Origin of the sequence: Streptomyces fungicidicus, from assembly GCF_003665435.1 — a bacterium.
In the GTDB taxonomy this organism is placed as follows: Bacteria; Actinomycetota; Actinomycetes; order Streptomycetales; family Streptomycetaceae; genus Streptomyces; species Streptomyces fungicidicus.
On record NZ_CP023407.1, the window covers coordinates 5,305,547 to 5,322,725 of the forward strand.

A 17,179-nucleotide genomic window follows, 5' to 3' on the forward strand; every position below is an offset into this window, starting at 1 on the left:
CGGGTTGGCCACTCACCCTATAGTGGCAAAAGGCCATAGCCACTTGGACGAGGAAGGGAGGGGAGATGCCGCAGATCGAAGAGGCACAGCCGAAGTATCTCCAGATCGCCCACTACATCCGTGACCAGATCCTTCGGGGTGACCTGCGGCCGGGGGACGAGGTTCCCTCGGAACGGCAGCTCGCCGCGGACTGGAAGGTGTCCCGGCCCACGGCTGCGAGGTCGTTGGAGGCGCTGAGCCATCAGGGCCTGGTCGAGAAGCGTCAGGGCTCGGGGACGTACGTGCGCAGCCTCGAAGTGAACCGGCGTGCACGCGAGTTGTACGGACGCGCACGGCAGACCGGGAAGATCTACACGCCCGGAGAGTATGCGGTGATCACCTCGACCGGTTGGCTGGAGGCTCCGGACTACGTCGCCGAGGCGCTGGGGCTGGTGAAGGATCGCCGAGCCGTGCACCGCCGGCGCGTGACCAACAACCAGGACGGCCCGATCAACCTGTCCACTTCGTGGTTCGCTGCGGATGTCGGCCAGCGGGCACCCAAGCTCCTGGACCCTGAGCGGATCCAGGAAGGGACGCTCATGTACGTCGAGCGGATGACCGGGCGTCAAGGCAGCTACGCAGAAGACCGGATGTGCGCTCGGGCTGCCACGGACGAGGAAGCGGCCGACTTGCAGTTGGAGCCGGAGTCCGCGGTCCTCATCGTCCATCACGTCGTCTTCGACCTCCAGGACCGGCCCCTGGAGTTCGCCGAAGCCACCTACCCGCCGCACCGCTGGGCGTTCGAACAGGGCTACCCGCTCACCTGACGACGACTCGCCAGTTCCGGCGAACCGCTTGCACCTCTCAAGTGGCTAATGCCACTATCCAGGAAGTGGCTAAGGCCACTTGAGGAGAAGGGGGCACGACGTGAGGAGTCGGCGGCCGGTACAGGGCGCGCAGTTAGCTTGCCGGGGGTGTCGGGGGCGTGGATGGAAGCGCGTCGGCTCCCGAACGGCGCTGGCGCTCTCCACGGCCAATGACCGCGACCGTGCCACGTCGAAGCGGCGCTGCCTCGACTGCGACGGCAGCGGCAAGGAGTGAGCACGCATGGCCTACACGATCGACCGCCACCCCTGTGAGGATTCGCCGCGGCTCGGAGCGATGACCTTGCATCCGGAGCCTGAGTCCGTATCTCGTGCGCGGCGTTGGTTCCGGAAGTTCATCGCTCCGTACAACCCGGCCTGCTCGATCGACGACTGCACGCTGATGATCTCGGAGCTGGTGACCAACGCCATCTGCTACGGGAAGTCGGATGACCCGTGGCTGGTGCGGGTCGAGTGGTACCGCGAGGGAACCTCGCTCCGCGTCGACGTGCACAACCCGGGCTTCCCGGCGAACGTGCGGCTGCGGCACCCGGAGGCGAACGACGCCCACGGGCGAGGGCTGCTCCTGGTGGACTCCATCGCGGACTCCTGGCACTCCGGGCCCAGCTGCTTCGGCGGAACGGTCGTCTCCTTCGTGGTCGCTGATGCCTGGCCGGCGTGATGGGATAGCTCACCTCTCCTACTGCCGGTGTGAAAGTGTCGCTAGGCTGGTTGACCAGTTGACTTGGCCAATCCCGACAGGCGGCGTTCATGGCGTATGAAGTGGAGCCACCGAAGTACGTGCGCCTCGCACAGACGCTTCAGCAGCGCATCGAGGACGGTACGTACGCGCCCGGCACCCGCGTACCGAGTGAGAACCAGCTGGTGCAGGCATTCGGGATGTCCCGCCCGACCGTCGTCCGGGCGCTGGAGCTGCTGAAGCGGGACGGCTGGCTCGAGTCCCGGCAGGGGTACGGCACGATCGTCCGCGGTCGACCGGAAGTCGTCGAGCAGAAGGACCGGCGGGGGCGTGAGGCGCTGGAGCGCGATGAGACGCAGGGTGCGGGGCGGCTGATCGAAGTCGGGCGTGTACCTGTCCCGGCTCGGGTCGCCTCGGCGCTCGGCCTGCCGAAGAAGACCGAAGTCCTCATGCGTCGCTTCCTGGTCGAGGAGGACGGTGAAGCTGTCGAGCTGGTCTCGTCGTACTTCCCCGCCGGCCTGGTCGAGGGCACTGAGCTGGGGACCGACGAGCCTCTGAGCGGGAGTGTTCGCGAACACCTCGAAACGCGGAAGAAGGTCCGCTTCGACCATGTGGTCGAGCGTGTGTCGGCCCGGCTGCCCGAAGCGAGTGAAGCCGAACTGCTGGATCTGCCGGACGGTATGCCCGTGCTGAGTGTCCTGGTCGTCGCCTGTGACGCCTCCGGCCGGTCCTTGCAGGTCGCTGACGTGCTCCTGCCTGCTGACCGGCAGGAACTCGAAGACACCTACCGCCTGAGCTGAGCCCCGTCCGGGAGTGAAACCCCGTGATAGCAGCTTGACAAGTCAACCTAGCATCCTTAGCTTCGAACTTGCTAAGTCAACTTGTCAGGTCGACGAGTTGATCAACTCTCAGAAGGAGCAATCCCTGTGCGTGTGATCCGCGTTGACGCCTCGGCCGCCACGATCCTGCTCACTGAAGCTCCGGCGCCGAAGGTGCGCGACCGGCAGACCGGTGAGATCGCCAAGGACGCGATGACCGGTGAGGCGCTGATGACCGTCGGCGTCGTCTACATCGACGAGGGCGAGTCGTCGCTGATCCAGGTCACCGTCCCGGAGAGCGGCGTGACCGAGGGCCTGACGGTCGGTGCTCCGGTCTCGCTTCCGGGTCTGGTGGCGCGGCCGTGGCAGAGCGTCTTCAACGGCCGGGAGCGGCACGGCATCGCCTACCGGGCGACTGCCGTTGCTCCGGGCGCCTTCTCGATGGCTCAGGCGGGCTGACCGCCGTGACGGATCTGGTGACGTGGGCCGAGCTGGGCGGTTCGCTCGCTGCGATAGGCGGCGCCGCCTACGCTCGGCACGCCCACCCGGCGGCGTACTGGTCCACGGTCGGGCTGCCGCTCTCGGTGGCCCGGCTGTTGGCCTCGTACTCCTCGACCATGGACGCCTGCGGCCTGACCGTCGAGCCGTCCCGGTGGCGGGTGCTGGCTGTCCGGGCGACCACCCGCCGTGAGGTCCGGCCGGTGCCTCCTCGCCGGGGCGTCATCCGTCCCACCACGACCGGCCTGCGCATACGGCTGCGGCTGGCCCCGGGCCAGGAGCCGGCGGACGTGGCGGCCTCCGCCGAACGCCTCCGGCACGCCTGGGGCGTCCACGCCGTCCACGTGCGGGACGTCAAGCCGGGCGTCGTCGAACTGCGGCTCGTCGGCTTCGACGTGCTGCGGAAGGTGCGGATGCCCCGTCGGCTCGACGGCGGCTCGCTTCGGATCCCGGTGGCGTTACGAGAGGACGCGACCGCGTTCGTACGGGACTACCAGGCCGTGCCGCATGAACTGGTGCTCGGCGCAACGCTCTCGGGCAAGTCCATGTACCTGCGGAACCTGCTGACCGGGCTCGCCGCCCAGCCGGTGGCCCTGGTCGGCATCGACTGCAAGCGCGGGGTCGAGCTGGCGCCCTTCGCACCCCGGCTCTCCGCCCTGGCGACCGACCCGGACCAGGCGGCCGAGCTGCTTCCCGCGCTCGTGAAGGAAATGGAGGACCGATACGACCTGATCAAGGCCCGGCAGGGCATCGCGCCCGGCACCCCAGAAGAGCTAATCACCTCGGACCTCTGGGGACTGCCGGAGGACGAACGCCCGGCCCCGATCGTGCTCTTCGTCGACGAGGTGGCCGAACTCTTCCTCGTCGCCACGCGGAAGGAGGAGGAACGGAGGGACGAGATGGTCACCCACCTCATCCGGCTCGCCCAACTCGGCCGGGCCGCCGGCATCTACCTCGAAGTCTGCGGCCAGCGCTTCGGCGCCGAACTGGGCAAGGGCGCGACCATGCTCCGCGCTCAGCTCACCGGCCGCGTCTGCCACCGCGTGAACGACGAAGCCTCGGCCAAGATGGCACTCGGCGACATCGCCCCTGAGGCGGTCCTCGCGGCCTGCGCCATCGCCCCCGAGCTGCCCGGCCTGGCCGTCGTCGGCGACACCTCCGGCGGCTGGTCCCGCATCCGCACCCCCTACCTCTCCCTCGCCGACGCCGCGGCCACCTGCCGCGCGACGGCTCACCTCGCCCCAGACGTACCGGCGCTCCACCCCCTCCGGCCGTACGTCCAGCCGATGCCGGTAGAGGCGTACGGGCCCGTAGCCACGGCCCGCCCGGTCATCGAGTAAGCGCACCCGCCCACGGCCGGCACGGCCGTCCCGTGCCACGTCCCTACCCCCTCCATGCCTGGAACCGGAAGGAGCTGCGCCGTGCGTGCCCTGTCCGTCCGCATCGACGCCGTACTCGTCCAAGCGCTGATTGCCGCCGCGCTGTCTTTCGCCCACCTGCATGACCTGGCGCTGGCCGCCGGACAGGACGGCTGGAAGGCCTGGGCCTACCCGGTCTCCGTCGACCTGCTGTTGGTCGCAGCCTGGCGGCGGCTGCGCTCCGGTGAGGCGAAAACGGCCGGGTGGTGCTGGTTCCTCGTCGCCCTGACCGCCTCGCTCGGCGCCAACGTCGCCACGGCCGGACTCCTCGACCTCGACGACGTGCCGGACTGGCTGCGCATCCTCGTCGCCGGATGGCCCGCGATCGCCTTCCTGGGCGGAACGCTGCTCGCCCACGGAGCAACCGCGGACGCCTCGACGGAGCAGCGCGAGTCGGCCCCGGAACCCATCGCGTCCGAAGCGCGCTCCTCTGCACCTGAGTTGCCCGCTGCGGAGCCGGAGCCGGCTCCACCCTCCACGCCCCCGGTCCCGCCGGCGCTCGTCACGCTCGCACGCAAGGTCGCCGACGAGCACCGCGCCCGCACCGGAACGCCCATCGACACCTCGACCCTTCGCTCCCGGCTCGGCGTCCCGCTGCCGCTGGCCCAAGCCATCTCCACCCACCTGACCTGACCCGGAGGACTTTCCCCCGTGCGCCCGTCCACGCTCCGCGCGCTGAAGCGTGCCGCCGAGCTGACCCGACAGAACCGCCTCACCGAAGCCGTGCTCATCGCCGAGCCCGTGATCCTCGCCGCCGACAGCTACGAGGGCGACGAGATCTTGCGCTGGCTGGCCGAGCACGTCACCGACTTCACCGGCCAAGACCTCAAGGAGACCCCCTGATGACCGCCAACCGCCGCTTCCGCCGCGTCGTCCGCATCGGCCCCGTGCAGGTCGCCACCTACTACGACGACCGGGGCCGCGAGAAGCACACCGCCGCCTGCACGGCTCCCCGCTGCGGCTTCGCCACCGACTACGACAGCCGCGCCGCCGCCGAGCTGGCCGCCCGTACTCACCGCTGCGCCGTCCGCTGAAGGAGCTTCCGTGACCGTCTCGCTGCCGCTCGTCTTCGTCCTCGGTGTCATCGCCTGGGCCGCGATCAAGTTTCTCGGCGTCCGGCTCTGGGTCGCCGTCGTGATCGCGCTTTTCGGCTTCTGGCTCTCGCACACCTTCCTCGCCCCCGCCATCGAGTCCGGCACCCGCTCCGGGGTCGACGTCGTCAACGGCACCCACGAGTGACAAGGAGATCCGCCGTGTTCCGTCCCAAGCTGCCCGACGTCCCGACCCTGCCGACAACGGCCGTCACGCATCAGCAGACGCAAGCTCCGGTTGCCTCGGCCGGTCGTCCGGTCGCCCCGTACGTGGGCATCGGTGCCGGCGCGGTCGGCGCCGTGGTCGTCGTCGGGATCGTGCTCACCGCGCTCCTGGCGGCGGTCGCCGTCTCGGCCGTTTCCGTGGCCATCGCCGCCGTGGTCCTGCGCTCGCTCGTCAACGGCGCACACAAGCGCTGACCGGCCACCGGGGCGGCAACAAGCCGCCAAGCATCCCGCCGCCCCGGGGCCGTCCCTTCCGAACCGTCACGACAGCCGAAAGGAACTCCCATCATCACCCGGCAGACTCCGCCTCCGCTGGCGGAACTCTCCATGCTGGCCTCCCTCGGCACCCTGCCCGAGCTGGGCCGCCAACTGTCCGGCCTGGGCGGCTGCACCCGCCCGGTACGCCTCGACGGCCACCGCACCGAATACGCGGTGGACCGGACCACCGGGGAGATCGGCCGCGTCCTGCACCACCTGGACTCCTCCGCCCTCCCGGCCGGCCAGCTCCTCGTCCGCTGCAACAACCGCCGCGCCACCCGGTGCGCGGCCTGCGCCGAGACCTACCGCCGCGACACCTACCACCTGATCACCGCCGGACTCCGCGGCGGCAAGGGCACCCCCGAACGGGTCGCCACCCACCCGCGCGTCTTCGCCACCTTCACCGCCCCCGGCTTCGGCCCGGTCCACAACCGCCCCTCCGGCGATCGCCCCTGCCGCTGCGGCATCCGCCACGACGGCCAGGACCCGGCCCTGGGCACGCCCCTCGACCCGGACACGTACGACTACGAAGCGGCCGTGCTGTGGAACGCGCACGCCGGGGCCCTCTGGCAACGCTTCTCGATCTACCTCCGCCGGGAAGTCGCCAAGCGAGCCGGCCTCACCCAGCGGGCCTTCCGCGACCATGCCCGGGTCTCCTTCGCCAAGGTGGCCGAATACCAGAAGCGTGGCGCCGTCCACTTCCACGCGGTCATCCGCCTCGACGGCCCGGAAGGCGGCGAGACCGCGCCCCCGGCCTGGGCGACGGCCGAGCTACTGACCGACGCCATCCGCGCTGCCGCCGCTGCCGCTCGCGTCGACGGCCCGGAGGTCGACGGCCGGCCGCACACCTTCGTCTTCGGCCGACAGCTCGACGTCCGTACGATCCGCTCTGCCGACTTCGGCGACGGCCAGGACCTGACCGAGCGGGCCGTAGCGGCGTACGTCGCCAAGTACGCCACCAAAGGCGCCGAGACGGCGACCGGCACCCTCGACCGGCCGATTCGCTTCCTCGCCGAGCTGGCACAAGCGAGGATCACCGACCACGCCCGGCGCATGATCCGCACCGCCTGGACCCTGGGCGCACGCACCGAGCTGGCAGACCTCCGCCTGCGGGCCTGGGCCCACATGCTCGGCTTCCGCGGCCACTTCTCCACCAAGTCCCGCCGCTACTCGACCACCCTCGGCGCCCTCCGCGACGCCCGCGCCGAATGGCGCCGCGCCCAAGCCGCTCCGGCCGTCGACACCGCCCAGGAAACGACTCTCGTCCTCGCGCACTGGGTCTTCGCCGGAACCGGCCTCTCCGGTGCTGAAAGCTGGCTCGCCGCCACCCTCGAACCCGCTCCCGGAACGGAAGGAGAACCGACATGGACCGCCGACGCGACGAACTCATGACCGTTCCGCAGATCCTTGCCGAGCTGGGTGGGGTGTCCCGGCGCACCTTCTACCGCTGGCGCGAATTGGGCCAGGGCCCCGCTGCGTTCAAGTTGCCCAATGGGGAGCTCCGGGTGTGGCGGAGTGACTTCACAACGTGGCTCCGGCAGTTGGAGGCGGCGGCGTGAAGTCTCTCGATGTGAAGGTCTGGAGCGTTCGTAAGCGGGACACCAAGACGCCCTCATATGGAGTCCGCTGGTCTGTTGCGGGCAACGTCTTCTCGGAGTCCTTCCGGACCAAGGCGCTCGCCGACCACTACCGCACGAAGCTCATGCGCGCGATGCGGGACGGCGAGGAGTTCGACACGGAGTCGGGCCTTCCGGCCTCGATGGAAGAGAAGAAGTCGGCCGTGTCGTGGTACGCCTTCGCTCTCAGGTACCTCGCCATGAAGTGGCCCCATGCCGCCCCCAACACACGGGACGGGATCAACGAAGCCCTCACCAGCGTGACGCTCGAACTCCTCGACGAGCGTGCTGGACGGCCGTCCGACGAGGTGATCCGCAGAGCACTGCGCAACTGGGCCTTCGTGCTGCCGGGGCCGGATGACCGGGAAGTCCCGGACGACGTGCGGAACGTTCTCCACTGGGTGTCCAAGGCGTCCCGGCCGCTCGCCGATCTCGCAGAACCGGCCACGGCTCGCGCGGTCCTCGACTCGCTGAAGCTCAAGCTCGACGGCACGGCGGCAGCGGCCGAGACGGTGCGGCGCAAGCGTCGGACGCTCGTCAACGCCGCGAATTACGCCGTCGATCTGGGGGAGCTGCGGGAGAACCCGATCACGGCTGTCCGCTGGCAGAAGCCAAAGGTGTCCAACCAGGTCGATCCGCGGGTCGTCGCCAACCCGGAGCAAGCACGAAACCTGCTGGCGGCGGTTTCCTACGTGGGCGGGTACCGGCGTGCCCGTGGTCGTCGCCTCGTGGGTCTGTTCGCCGCCATGTACTTCGGTGGTCTCCGGCCGGCGGAAGCGGTCGGCCTCGTCGAGACGGACCTGAACCTTCCCGGGCAAGGCTGGGGCTCGGCGCTGCTCCACCGGACACGTCCGTCCGTCGGCAAGCAGTGGACCGACTCGGGGGAGACCCATGACGACCGCGGGCTGAAGAACCGGCCGACCGAGGACGTCAGGCGGGTGCCCATCCCGCCCCACCTCGTCGCCGTGCTCCGCGAGCACCTGGCCGCCTTCGGCACGGCGGACGACGGGCGGCTGTTCTTCAGCGAGAAGGGCTCGGTCGTCCCGTCCTCGACCTACTACCGCGTGTGGCAGGAGGCCCGGCTCCTCGCGCTTCCGCCGGCCGTCGCGGCTTCGCCGCTTGCAAGTCGGCCGTACGACCTCCGACACTCGGCGCTGTCGACGTGGCTCAACGCCGGCGTCGACCCGACCGAGGTGGCCGAACGCGCCGGCAACAGCGTCGAGGTCCTGCTGACCCGCTACGCGAAGTGCCTCGACGGACGGCAGGACGTCGCCAACCGGCGTATCGAGGACCTCCTTCGCGAGTACGAGTGAGGCACATCGCACCCCATCGAGGCTCCGGGCATCTTGTCCGGGGCCTCTCTCGTTTTTGAGCCCTACCTGCTGCGATGCTTCGGGCTGAGAGCGGACGAGGGGGGGCTCGTGGAGCTGAAGGTCACGCGCTGGAAGCGGTACGGACATGATCGCCTGTACGCGAATCTGCCCGATGGGACCTCAGTAGGCTGGGCGGACGTGCGGACGGGAGACATCACCGTCTTGGTCGCTGAGTATCGCGACGACATGATCGCTGTGCTGGCACACCACTTACGGGACAGCCCCGAGCCGGTCTTGCCGCAGGAGGCACCTGAAGCTGAAGCCCGCCCGATGCTGCCGCCACTGACGCCGGCCGACGACCTGTCCACCAACCGTCCCGGTGAATCCCTCCGCGACCTGCTCGACAAATCTGGCCCGGGGCTGATCGAGCCAGTGGTCTCATGGATCCTGCGGCGCCCTACCGAGTGGGACTCATGGCGTAAGGGACTGGCGGGGGAGAGGCGAGTTGGAGCTGAGCTGAACCGTTTGGAGCGTCACGGATGGCGGGTCCTGCATTCCATCCCCCTGGCCAACCAGGTGGATATCGATCACTTACTGATCGGGCCTGGTGGGGTGTTCAGCATCAATACGAAGCACCACCACAAGAGGGCCGTGTGGGTCGGGGACGATTCCGTGAAAGTCGATCACGGGAAACCAGCGCCCTACGCGCGCAAGAGCCGGGCGGAGGCCAACCGGGTCGTCCGGGTGCTTGAGCGTTACTGCGACTTCTCGGTACCGGTGGAGCCGGTGCTCGTCTTCGTCGGTGTCTCCGAGCTGAAGGTGGTTGCCACACAGCTCAGTGTCCGGGTCTACGAGGAGCGCCAGGTAGCGGCACTCGCTCCGCTCTCAGGCGTGCTCACGGCTGACCAGGTGGAGCAGGTGTACAGCGTTGCTCGTCATCGTCAGGCTTGGGCCCGGGCCTGAGCCGGCGGCCCCGCGGCGTGACGCCTATGGGGTGGGGCGACCGACATTGATGCGGCCTCGCCTTTTCCCGGACCTCACCTGCGGCGATGCTCCAAGATCCCGTCCACGCCTCGTCCACAGACCCCGACATACGCCCGCTCAGAGCGGCATACACCTGCGCATACGCGAAGACCCCGGCCTCAGCGTTTCCGCTGGTGACGGGGTCTTTGGGCACCTAGTCCAAGGTGCCCCCGGCAGGATTCGAACCTGCGCACACGGCTCCGGAGGCCGTTGCTCTATCCCCTGAGCTACGGGGGCGTGTCCGTCGCGTGGTGATCGCGGCGACGGGTAGAACACTATCAGTTCCGCCGGGGTGGTCATGACCCGGTTTTCGTGGTGGTCCCGCGTGCGAGGGGTCGCCCGTGCGGGGTGGAAGTGGGGAAACGCCGGACGCGGTGGCCGGGTCCGACCTACTCTCGAGGTGTGCCAGGCGCGTCGGGCCGGGTTCTTGTTGTGGACGACAACAAGGTCATCCGGCAGTTGATCAGGGTCAACCTCGAGCTGGAGGGCATCGAGGTCGTGACCGCGGCCGATGGTGCCGAGTGTCTGGAAGTCGTTCATCAGGTGCGGCCGGACCTCGTCACCCTTGATGTGGTGATGCCGCGGCTGGACGGACTGCGGACCGCCGCCCGGCTGCGTACCGATCCCCGTACCAGTGATCTTCCGCTCGTCATCGTCAGTGCCTGCAGTCAGTACGAGATCGACAGTGGGCTGGACGTCGGGGTGGACGCGTTCCTCGCCAAGCCCTTCGAGCCCGCGGAACTCGTGCGGCTCGTGCAGGGGTTGATCGCGAGGCCCCTCGGGCGGGTGCACGGGCCGGGGGACGCCGAGCCCGCCGCGGGGCACGCCGGGGGGTGACACCGGGGAACACCGGGGGCGTCCACATCGCGGGACCGCGTCCAAACCGGTTCGCCTACCCACCCCCCTCCTCCCCTACGCTTGTCCCGTGACTCCCGTCGAGCTCTCCCGCACCGTGCTGCGCGCGGTGCGCTGTGCTGTCGACGAGGGAGAGCTGCGGGTGGCCGTGCCCGAGCGGGTTCGCGTGGCGCCGCCGGGGCCCGGGGGGTGCGGGGACTACGCGACCAACGTCGCCCTGCAGCTCGCGCGGCCGGCCGGGCGTCCGGCGCAGCATGTCGCCGAGGTTCTCCGGCCGCGCCTCCTCCGTGACCCCGGAGTCGGGGACGTCGTCATCACCGGGCCCGGGTTCCTCAACATCAGCCTCGCCGACGCCGCGCCCGTCGCGCTCGTGCGCGAGATCCTGCGGAGCGGTACGAGCTACGGCCACGGTGACGCCCAGAAGGGCCGTACCGTGCGGCTGCGCGCGGTGAGTGAGGCGCGGGCCGTCGTGCACTCCGATGTCGTCGCGCGTGTACTGCGCTCGCAGGGTGCCCTGGTCCACCTCGACGACCCCGCGGGCGTCCTCATCCGTCCGGTGCCCGCCCCCGCCGACCCCGCCCCCCTCGGCCCCGACGCCGGACGCTGGGCGCTGCTGTATCCGGCGTCGCACGACCGGCCGCGGATCGGTGGCGAGCATCTGGTGCAGCGGGAGAGCAATCCGCTGTTCCGGGTGCGGTACGCCCATGCCCGGACCCGGGCGCTCCTGCGCAACGCCGCCGACCTCGGGTACGGCCCCGAGCCCGGACCGGTGAGGGAGGCGGAGGCGCAGTCGCTGCTGCGGGTCCTCGCCGACCACCCCCGGGTCCTCGCGGCCGCGGCCGCGCAGCACGCGCCCGACCGGCTCGCCCGGCATCTCGTCGCCGTCGCCGACGCCCTACCGCCCCTGCTCCCCGCCGTGCTGCCGCTCGGTGAGGAGAAACCCTCGGCCGCCCACCGTGCCCGGCTCGCGCTCGCCGACGCGGCCGGGACGGTGCTGGCCGGCGGCCTGTCCCTGCTCGGCATCGACGCACCAGACCACCTCTGAGAGAGCGCAGAGAGACACACGACATGAGCCGTTCCGCACACCCCGCCGGGCCCCGTCACGCCGACGTCCTCCCCGAGGGGCACTACTCCGCACCGCCCACCGACCTCAACGCCCTCGACTCCAAGGTGTGGGCCGAGACCGTCACGCGTGACACCGACGGTGTGCTCACCGTCGGCGGGCTCGACGTCAGGCGGCTCGCCGAGGAGTTCGGCACCCCCGCCTACTTCCTCGACGAGGACGACTTCAGGGCCCGGGCGCGGTCCTGGCGTACCGCGTTCGGCGACGACGCCGACGTGTTCTACGCCGGCAAGGCGTTCCTGTCCCGGGCCGTCGTGCGGTGGCTGCACGAGGAGGGGCTGAACCTGGACGTGTGCTCGGGCGGCGAGCTGGCCACCGCGCTGTCGGCCGGGATGCCCGCCGAGCGGATCGCCTTCCACGGCAACAACAAGTCCACGGACGAGATCCGGCGGGCCGTCGAGGCCGGGGTCGGGCGGATCGTGCTCGACTCGTTCCAGGAGATCGTCCGCGTCGCGCACATCGCGCAGGAGCTCGGCACGCGGCAGCGGGTGCAGATCCGCATCACCGTGGGGGTCGAGGCGCACACGCACGAGTTCATCGCCACCGCCCACGAGGACCAGAAGTTCGGCATCCCGCTGGCCGGCGGGCAGGCGGCGGAGGCGGTGCGGCGGGCGCTGACGCTGGACGGGCTGGAGCTCATCGGGATCCACTCGCACATCGGGTCGCAGATCTTCGACATGTCGGGGTTCGAGGTCGCCGCGCACCGGGTCGTCGGGCTGCTCAGGGACATCCGGGACGAGCACGGGGTCGAGCTGCCCGAGATCGACCTCGGGGGCGGCCTCGGCATCGCGTACACCAGCGACGACGACCCCCGTGAGCCGCACGAGATCGCCAAGGCGCTCACCGAGATCGTCACCCGGGAGTGCGACGCCGCGCGTCTCGCGACGCCCCGCATCTCCGTCGAGCCGGGGCGCGCCATCGTCGGCCCCACCGCGTTCACGCTCTACGAGGTCGGCACCGTCAAGCCGCTCGACGGGCTGCGCACGTACGTCTCCGTGGACGGCGGGATGTCGGACAACATCCGCACCGCGCTGTACGACGCCGAGTACAGCGTCGCGCTCGCCTCCCGGGTCTCCGAGGCGGAGCCGATGCTGTGCCGGGTCGTCGGCAAGCACTGCGAGAGCGGGGACATCGTGGTGAAGGACGCCTTCCTGCCGGGGGACCTGGCGCCGGGCGACCTCATCGCCGTACCGGCGACGGGGGCGTACTGCCGGTCGATGGCCAGCAACTACAACCATGTCCTGCGTCCGCCCGTGGTCGCCGTCCGGGACGGTGAGGCGCGTGTGATCGTCCGCCGGGAGACGGAGGAGGACATCCTTCGGCTCGACGTCGGGTGAGCGCCGGCTCGGCGAACCGGTGCCGGGTGAGCGGCGTCGGCACCGGTTCGCCGATGTCGGACGAGTGATGACAGGGCCCTTGATCGTGTGACGGAAGATCTTCTGTCTTTTCGGTCACGAAAATGAAATAGATGTCTCACGATCCGGACTTAAGGAAGAAAGTCCCGTCCGGTGAGTGAGACTGGGGCAACCGAGACGGTAATCAGGAATCGAGGTCGGATGATGCGTACGCGTCCGCTGAAGGTGGCGCTGCTGGGCTGTGGAGTGGTCGGCTCAGAGGTGGCGCGCATCATGACGACGCACGCCGCCGACCTCGCCGCCCGGATCGGGGCTCCGGTGGAGCTGGCGGGCGTGGCCGTGCGGCGACCCGACAAGGTGCGCGAGGGCATCGACCCGGCCCTGGTCACCACGGACGCCACCGCGCTCGTCAAACGCGGCGACCTCGACATCGTCGTGGAGGTCATCGGCGGCATCGAGCCCGCCCGTACGCTCATCACCACCGCCTTCGAGCACGGCGCCTCCGTCGTCTCCGCGAACAAGGCGCTGCTCGCCCAGGACGGCGCCGCGCTGCACGCCGCGGCCGAGGAGCACGGCAAGGACCTGTACTACGAGGCCTCCGTCGCCGGCGCCATCCCGCTGATCCGCCCGCTACGCGAGTCGCTCGCCGGCGACAAGGTGAACCGGGTGCTCGGCATCGTCAACGGCACCACCAACTTCATCCTCGACAAGATGGACTCCACCGGCGCCGGCTACCAGGAGGCGCTCGACGAGGCCACCGCGCTCGGGTACGCCGAGGCCGACCCGACCGCCGACGTCGAGGGCTTCGACGCCGCCGCCAAGGCCGCCATCCTCGCCGGGATCGCCTTCCACACGCGCGTGCGGCTCGACGACGTCTACCGCGAGGGCATGACCGAGGTCACCGCCGCCGACTTCGCCTCGGCGAAGGAGATGGGCTGCACCATCAAGCTGCTCGCCATCTGCGAGCGGGCCGGGGACGGGGCGTCGGTCACCGCGCGGGTGCATCCGGCGATGATTCCGCTCAGCCACCCGCTCGCCTCCGTGCGCGGCGCCTACAACGCCGTGTTCGTCGAGTCGGACGCCGCGGGGCAGCTGATGTTCTACGGGCCGGGCGCGGGCGGCGCTCCGACCGCCTCCGCCGTGCTCGGCGACCTGGTCGCCGTGGGGCGCAACCTGGTCGGCGGGACCACCGGTCCGGGAGAGTCCGCGTATGCGGCGCTGCCCGTGTCGTCGATGGGCGAGGTCGTCACGCGGTACCACATCAGCCTGGACGTGGCCGACAAACCGGGTGTTCTCGCCCAGGTCGCGACCGTGTTCGCCGAGCACGGTGTCTCGATCGACACGGTCCGCCAGCAGGGCAAGGACGGTGAGGCATCCCTCGTCGTCGTCACCCACCGTGCGTCCGACGCGGCCCTCAGCGGCGTCGTCGAGGCGTTGCGCAAGCTCGACACCGTGCGCGGTGTCGCCAGCATCATGCGGGTTGAAGGAGAGTAACCAGCAATGACCCACCAGTGGCGCGGAATCATCGAGGAGTACCGGGACCGGCTGCCGGTATCCGACACCACGCCGGTCGTGACGCTCCGTGAGGGCGGGACGCCGCTCGTGCCCGCGCAGGTGCTCTCCGAGCGCACGGGCTGCGAGGTGCACCTCAAGGTCGAGGGCGCGAACCCGACCGGGTCCTTCAAGGACCGCGGTATGACGATGGCGATCTCCAAGGCGAAGGAGGAGGGAGCCAAGGCCGTCATCTGCGCCTCCACCGGCAACACCTCGGCCTCCGCCGCCGCGTACGGCGTGCGCGCGGGCATGGTCTCGGCCGTGCTGGTGCCGCAGGGCAAGATCGCGCTCGGCAAGATGGGCCAGGCGCTGGTCCACGGGGCGAAGATCCTCCAGGTCGACGGCAACTTCGACGACTGCCTCACGCTGGCCCGCGCGCTGAGCGAAAACTACCCCGTGGCGCTGGTCAATTCGGTCAACCCGGTACGTATCGAGGGGCAGAAGACCGCCGCCTTCGAGATCGTGGACATGCTGGGCGACGCCCCCGACATCCACGTCCTGCCGGTCGGCAACGCGGGCAACATCACCGCGTACTGGAAGGGCTACAAGGAGTACGCCGCCGACGGGATCGCCGGCCGGACGCCCCGGATGTGGGGGTTCCAGGCGTCCGGCAGCGCGCCCATCGTGCGCGGCGAGGTCGTCAAGGACCCGTCGACGATCGCCACCGCCATCCGGATCGGCAACCCGGCGTCGTGGAACCTCGCGCTCGCCGCGCGGGACGAGTCCGGCGGCGCCATCGACGAGGTGACGGACCGTGAGATCCTGCGCGCCTACCGGCTGTTGGCGTCGCAGGAGGGCGTCTTCGTCGAGCCCGCGTCCGCCGCGTCGGTCGCCGGTCTGCTGAAGGCCGCCGAGCAGGGCAAGGTCGACCCCGGGCAGCGGATCGTGTGCACCGTCACGGGCAACGGTCTGAAGGACCCCGACTGGGCCGTCGCCGGCGCCCCGCAGCCGGTCACCGTGCCCGTCGACGCCGCGACCGCCGCCGAGCGCCTCGGCCTCGTCTAGCCTGCCCGTCCCGCGCGGGACAGATGCGTGTCTTCCCGCGTGGGCCACACGGGCCCCCGCGTGGTTCACGCGGGGCGGACCGTGCGGGACGCACCGCCCGTGCCTGCGCGAAACGGCAAAACCGGCGTAAGGGTGCGCTCCTCCGGGAAAGTCCTCTTCAGGGGGTGCACAGGGGGCTTGCGACACGCATCGTGCGCCTCCTGTGCGCCCTATGTCGCCAGTCAACCTTCCTTCGATAGGCTGTACTGAACCCGCCCGCCGCATATGCCGCGGTATCGCGTCGTCCCCGTGGTCCGGAAAGCGGCCCGGAGCGACCCGGAAAGCGGCCGGCCACCCCGGTCGGCCGTCATCCCAGGGGTTTTCAGCCCTCGAATGTCCATCGAGTGCCACTCGGGTGTCCGCCGGGTGTCGTTCGACAGTCACGCAGCTCAAGGAGAGTCTTCGAGCGATGGCCGGTCCCGCCTTCCGCGCCGCCGCCGTCCGGGTGCGCGTCCCCGCCACCAGCGCCAACCTGGGCCCGGGCTTCGACGCCCTCGGCCTGGCGCTGGGTCTCTACGACGACGTGGTCGTCCGGGTGGCCGACTCCGGGCTGCACATCGACATCGCCGGTGAGGGCGGCGAGACCCTCCCGCGCGACGAGAGCCATCTGCTCGTACGTTCCCTGCGCACCGCCTTCGACCTGCTCGGCGGACAGCCGCGCGGCCTCGAGATCGTCTGCGCCAACCGCATCCCGCACGGCCGCGGTCTGGGCTCCTCGTCGGCCGCCATCTGCGCCGGCATCGTCGCCGCCCGCGCCGTGACCATAGGCGGCGAGGCCAGGCTCGACGACACCGCGCTGCTGGAACTCGCCACCGAGATCGAGGGCCACCCCGACAACGTCGCGGCCTGTCTCCTGGGCGGATTCACCCTGTCCTGGATGGAGGGCGGCGCGGCCCGTGCGATCAGGATGGACCCCGCCGAATCCATCGTTCCGGTGGTCTTCGTACCGGGGAAGCCCGTCCTCACCGAGACCGCGCGCGGACTGCTCCCGCGCACCGTGCCGCATGTCGACGCCGCCGCCAACGCGGGCCGTGCGGCCCTGCTCGTCGAGGCCCTGACCAGGCGCCCCGAGCTGCTGCTGCCCGCCACCGAGGACCGGCTGCACCAGGAGTACCGCGCCCCGGCCATGCCGGAGAGCGCCGCCCTGGTGGAGCGGCTGCGCGGGGACGGCATCCCCGCGGTGATCTCCGGCGCCGGACCCACGGTGATGGCGCTGGCGGACGCGGACACGGCCGACAAGGTCGAGGCATTGGCCGGCAACGACTGGGCCGCCAACCGGCTCAGCCTCGATGTGCGGGGAGCGAGCGTGCTTCCGCTCGCCACCTGACACGGTTGCCGGATTTCGAGAGGGGGAATGTTTGTTGGATCCGGTAGTGTTAACCTCAAGTCTGCACCCGACCCCACCATGGCGAGGTGCCTCGTGTCCCCGTCCGGGACAGACATTCT

20 protein-coding genes and 1 tRNA gene are annotated in these 17,179 nt (G+C 70.3%); 20 read left to right on the forward strand and 1 reads right to left on the reverse strand.

What is annotated here, in order from left to right:
* Positions 1-65 precede the first annotated feature (65 nt).
* From CNQ36_RS24380 to CNQ36_RS24445, 14 genes are all read left to right on the forward strand, one after another.
* A complete protein-coding gene (locus CNQ36_RS24380; protein WP_048459195.1) occupies positions 66-806 on the forward strand; it encodes a GntR family transcriptional regulator in 741 nt (246 codons plus the stop codon).
* A gap of 280 nt (positions 807-1,086) precedes the next feature.
* Entirely contained in the window at positions 1,087-1,524 is a 438-nt protein-coding gene (locus CNQ36_RS24385; RefSeq protein WP_048459196.1) for an ATP-binding protein, read from the forward strand.
* Between the two features lie 89 nt (positions 1,525-1,613).
* Positions 1,614-2,342: a GntR family transcriptional regulator gene (locus CNQ36_RS24390; protein ID WP_048459197.1), complete on the forward strand. Its 729-nt coding sequence runs from the start codon at positions 1,614-1,616 to the stop codon at positions 2,340-2,342.
* Between the two features lie 126 nt (positions 2,343-2,468).
* On the forward strand, positions 2,469-2,819 hold the full coding sequence (locus CNQ36_RS24395; RefSeq protein WP_024884492.1) for an SCO3933 family regulatory protein: 351 nt from the start codon (positions 2,469-2,471) through the stop codon (positions 2,817-2,819).
* 5 nt (positions 2,820-2,824) lie between these two features.
* Positions 2,825-4,198, forward strand: a complete 1,374-nt coding sequence (locus CNQ36_RS24400; RefSeq protein WP_121547538.1) for an FtsK/SpoIIIE domain-containing protein — start codon at positions 2,825-2,827, stop codon at positions 4,196-4,198.
* Between the two features lie 81 nt (positions 4,199-4,279).
* Complete coding sequence (locus tag CNQ36_RS24405) at positions 4,280-4,909, forward strand: DUF2637 domain-containing protein (RefSeq protein WP_031039444.1); 630 nt, start codon at positions 4,280-4,282, stop codon at positions 4,907-4,909.
* 18 nt (positions 4,910-4,927) lie between these two features.
* Entirely contained in the window at positions 4,928-5,119 is a 192-nt protein-coding gene (locus tag CNQ36_RS24410) for an RING finger protein (RefSeq protein ID WP_019527053.1), read from the forward strand.
* Positions 5,119-5,310 carry a mobile element transfer protein gene (locus tag CNQ36_RS24415; protein ID WP_031039443.1) on the forward strand — a complete coding sequence of 64 codons (192 nt, stop codon included), beginning with the start codon at positions 5,119-5,121 and terminating at the stop codon, positions 5,308-5,310. The genes CNQ36_RS24410 and CNQ36_RS24415 overlap by 1 nt, the downstream gene beginning before the upstream one ends.
* 10 nt (positions 5,311-5,320) lie before the next feature.
* Positions 5,321-5,515, forward strand: a complete 195-nt coding sequence (locus CNQ36_RS24420; RefSeq protein ID WP_023588145.1) for a hypothetical protein — start codon at positions 5,321-5,323, stop codon at positions 5,513-5,515.
* Between the two features lie 14 nt (positions 5,516-5,529).
* Positions 5,530-5,787: a hypothetical protein gene (locus tag CNQ36_RS24425; protein ID WP_031039437.1), complete on the forward strand. Its 258-nt coding sequence runs from the start codon at positions 5,530-5,532 to the stop codon at positions 5,785-5,787.
* A gap of 132 nt (positions 5,788-5,919) precedes the next feature.
* A complete protein-coding gene (locus tag CNQ36_RS24430) occupies positions 5,920-7,242 on the forward strand; it encodes a replication initiator (protein ID WP_121547539.1) in 1,323 nt (440 codons plus the stop codon).
* On the forward strand, positions 7,215-7,409 hold the full coding sequence (locus CNQ36_RS24435) for a helix-turn-helix transcriptional regulator (RefSeq protein WP_031039432.1): 195 nt from the start codon (positions 7,215-7,217) through the stop codon (positions 7,407-7,409). Before CNQ36_RS24430 ends, CNQ36_RS24435 begins: the two co-directional genes overlap by 28 nt.
* Positions 7,406-8,779, forward strand: a complete 1,374-nt coding sequence (locus tag CNQ36_RS24440) for a tyrosine-type recombinase/integrase (protein WP_121547540.1) — start codon at positions 7,406-7,408, stop codon at positions 8,777-8,779. Before CNQ36_RS24435 ends, CNQ36_RS24440 begins: the two co-directional genes overlap by 4 nt.
* A 108-nt stretch (positions 8,780-8,887) precedes the next feature.
* On the forward strand, positions 8,888-9,742 hold the full coding sequence (locus CNQ36_RS24445) for a nuclease-related domain-containing protein (RefSeq protein ID WP_048459205.1): 855 nt from the start codon (positions 8,888-8,890) through the stop codon (positions 9,740-9,742).
* 225 nt (positions 9,743-9,967) lie between these two features.
* On the opposite strand, the gene CNQ36_RS24450 is transcribed toward CNQ36_RS24445, so the two are convergent.
* Positions 9,968-10,039: transfer RNA gene (locus CNQ36_RS24450), tRNA-Arg, on the reverse strand.
* A 165-nt stretch (positions 10,040-10,204) separates the two neighbouring features.
* Here CNQ36_RS24450 and CNQ36_RS24455 point away from each other — a divergent pair.
* The 6 genes from CNQ36_RS24455 to thrB all read left to right on the forward strand — a co-directional run bounded on the left by CNQ36_RS24455 (position 10,205) and on the right by thrB (position 17,060).
* Positions 10,205-10,639, forward strand: a complete 435-nt coding sequence (locus CNQ36_RS24455; protein WP_121547541.1) for a response regulator — start codon at positions 10,205-10,207, stop codon at positions 10,637-10,639.
* Positions 10,640-10,727: 88 nt separating this feature from the next.
* Entirely contained in the window at positions 10,728-11,702 is a 975-nt protein-coding gene (nrtL, locus tag CNQ36_RS24460; protein ID WP_121547542.1) for an ArgS-related anticodon-binding protein NrtL, read from the forward strand.
* Between the two features lie 23 nt (positions 11,703-11,725).
* Positions 11,726-13,117 carry a diaminopimelate decarboxylase gene (lysA, locus tag CNQ36_RS24465; protein ID WP_121547543.1) on the forward strand — a complete coding sequence of 464 codons (1,392 nt, stop codon included), beginning with the start codon at positions 11,726-11,728 and terminating at the stop codon, positions 13,115-13,117.
* 219 nt (positions 13,118-13,336) lie between these two features.
* Positions 13,337-14,629: a homoserine dehydrogenase gene (locus CNQ36_RS24470; RefSeq protein ID WP_040906124.1), complete on the forward strand. Its 1,293-nt coding sequence runs from the start codon at positions 13,337-13,339 to the stop codon at positions 14,627-14,629.
* A 6-nt stretch (positions 14,630-14,635) separates the two neighbouring features.
* Positions 14,636-15,694, forward strand: a complete 1,059-nt coding sequence (thrC, locus tag CNQ36_RS24475) for a threonine synthase (protein ID WP_121547544.1) — start codon at positions 14,636-14,638, stop codon at positions 15,692-15,694.
* 448 nt (positions 15,695-16,142) lie between these two features.
* Positions 16,143-17,060: a homoserine kinase gene (gene thrB / locus CNQ36_RS24480; protein ID WP_004925538.1), complete on the forward strand. Its 918-nt coding sequence runs from the start codon at positions 16,143-16,145 to the stop codon at positions 17,058-17,060.
* Positions 17,061-17,179 lie beyond the last annotated feature (119 nt).

Bases quoted from the DNA above. Each gene is read 5' to 3' on its own strand.
- CNQ36_RS24380 (WP_048459195.1), top strand. From the start codon at position 66: ATGCCGCAGATCGAAGAGGCACAGCCGAAGTATCTCCAGATCGCCCAC.
- CNQ36_RS24385 (WP_048459196.1), top strand. From the start codon at position 1,087: ATGGCCTACACGATCGACCGCCACCCCTGTGAGGATTCGCCGCGGCTC.
- CNQ36_RS24390 (WP_048459197.1), top strand. From the start codon at position 1,614: ATGGCGTATGAAGTGGAGCCACCGAAGTACGTGCGCCTCGCACAGACG.
- CNQ36_RS24415 (WP_031039443.1), top strand. From the start codon at position 5,119: ATGACCGCCAACCGCCGCTTCCGCCGCGTCGTCCGCATCGGCCCCGTG.
- CNQ36_RS24430 (WP_121547539.1), top strand. From the start codon at position 5,920: ATGCTGGCCTCCCTCGGCACCCTGCCCGAGCTGGGCCGCCAACTGTCC.
- CNQ36_RS24435 (WP_031039432.1), top strand. From the start codon at position 7,215: ATGGACCGCCGACGCGACGAACTCATGACCGTTCCGCAGATCCTTGCC.
- lysA (WP_121547543.1), top strand. From the start codon at position 11,726: ATGAGCCGTTCCGCACACCCCGCCGGGCCCCGTCACGCCGACGTCCTC.
- CNQ36_RS24470 (WP_040906124.1), top strand. From the start codon at position 13,337: ATGATGCGTACGCGTCCGCTGAAGGTGGCGCTGCTGGGCTGTGGAGTG.
- thrC (WP_121547544.1), top strand. From the start codon at position 14,636: ATGACCCACCAGTGGCGCGGAATCATCGAGGAGTACCGGGACCGGCTG.
- thrB (WP_004925538.1), top strand. From the start codon at position 16,143: ATGGCCGGTCCCGCCTTCCGCGCCGCCGCCGTCCGGGTGCGCGTCCCC.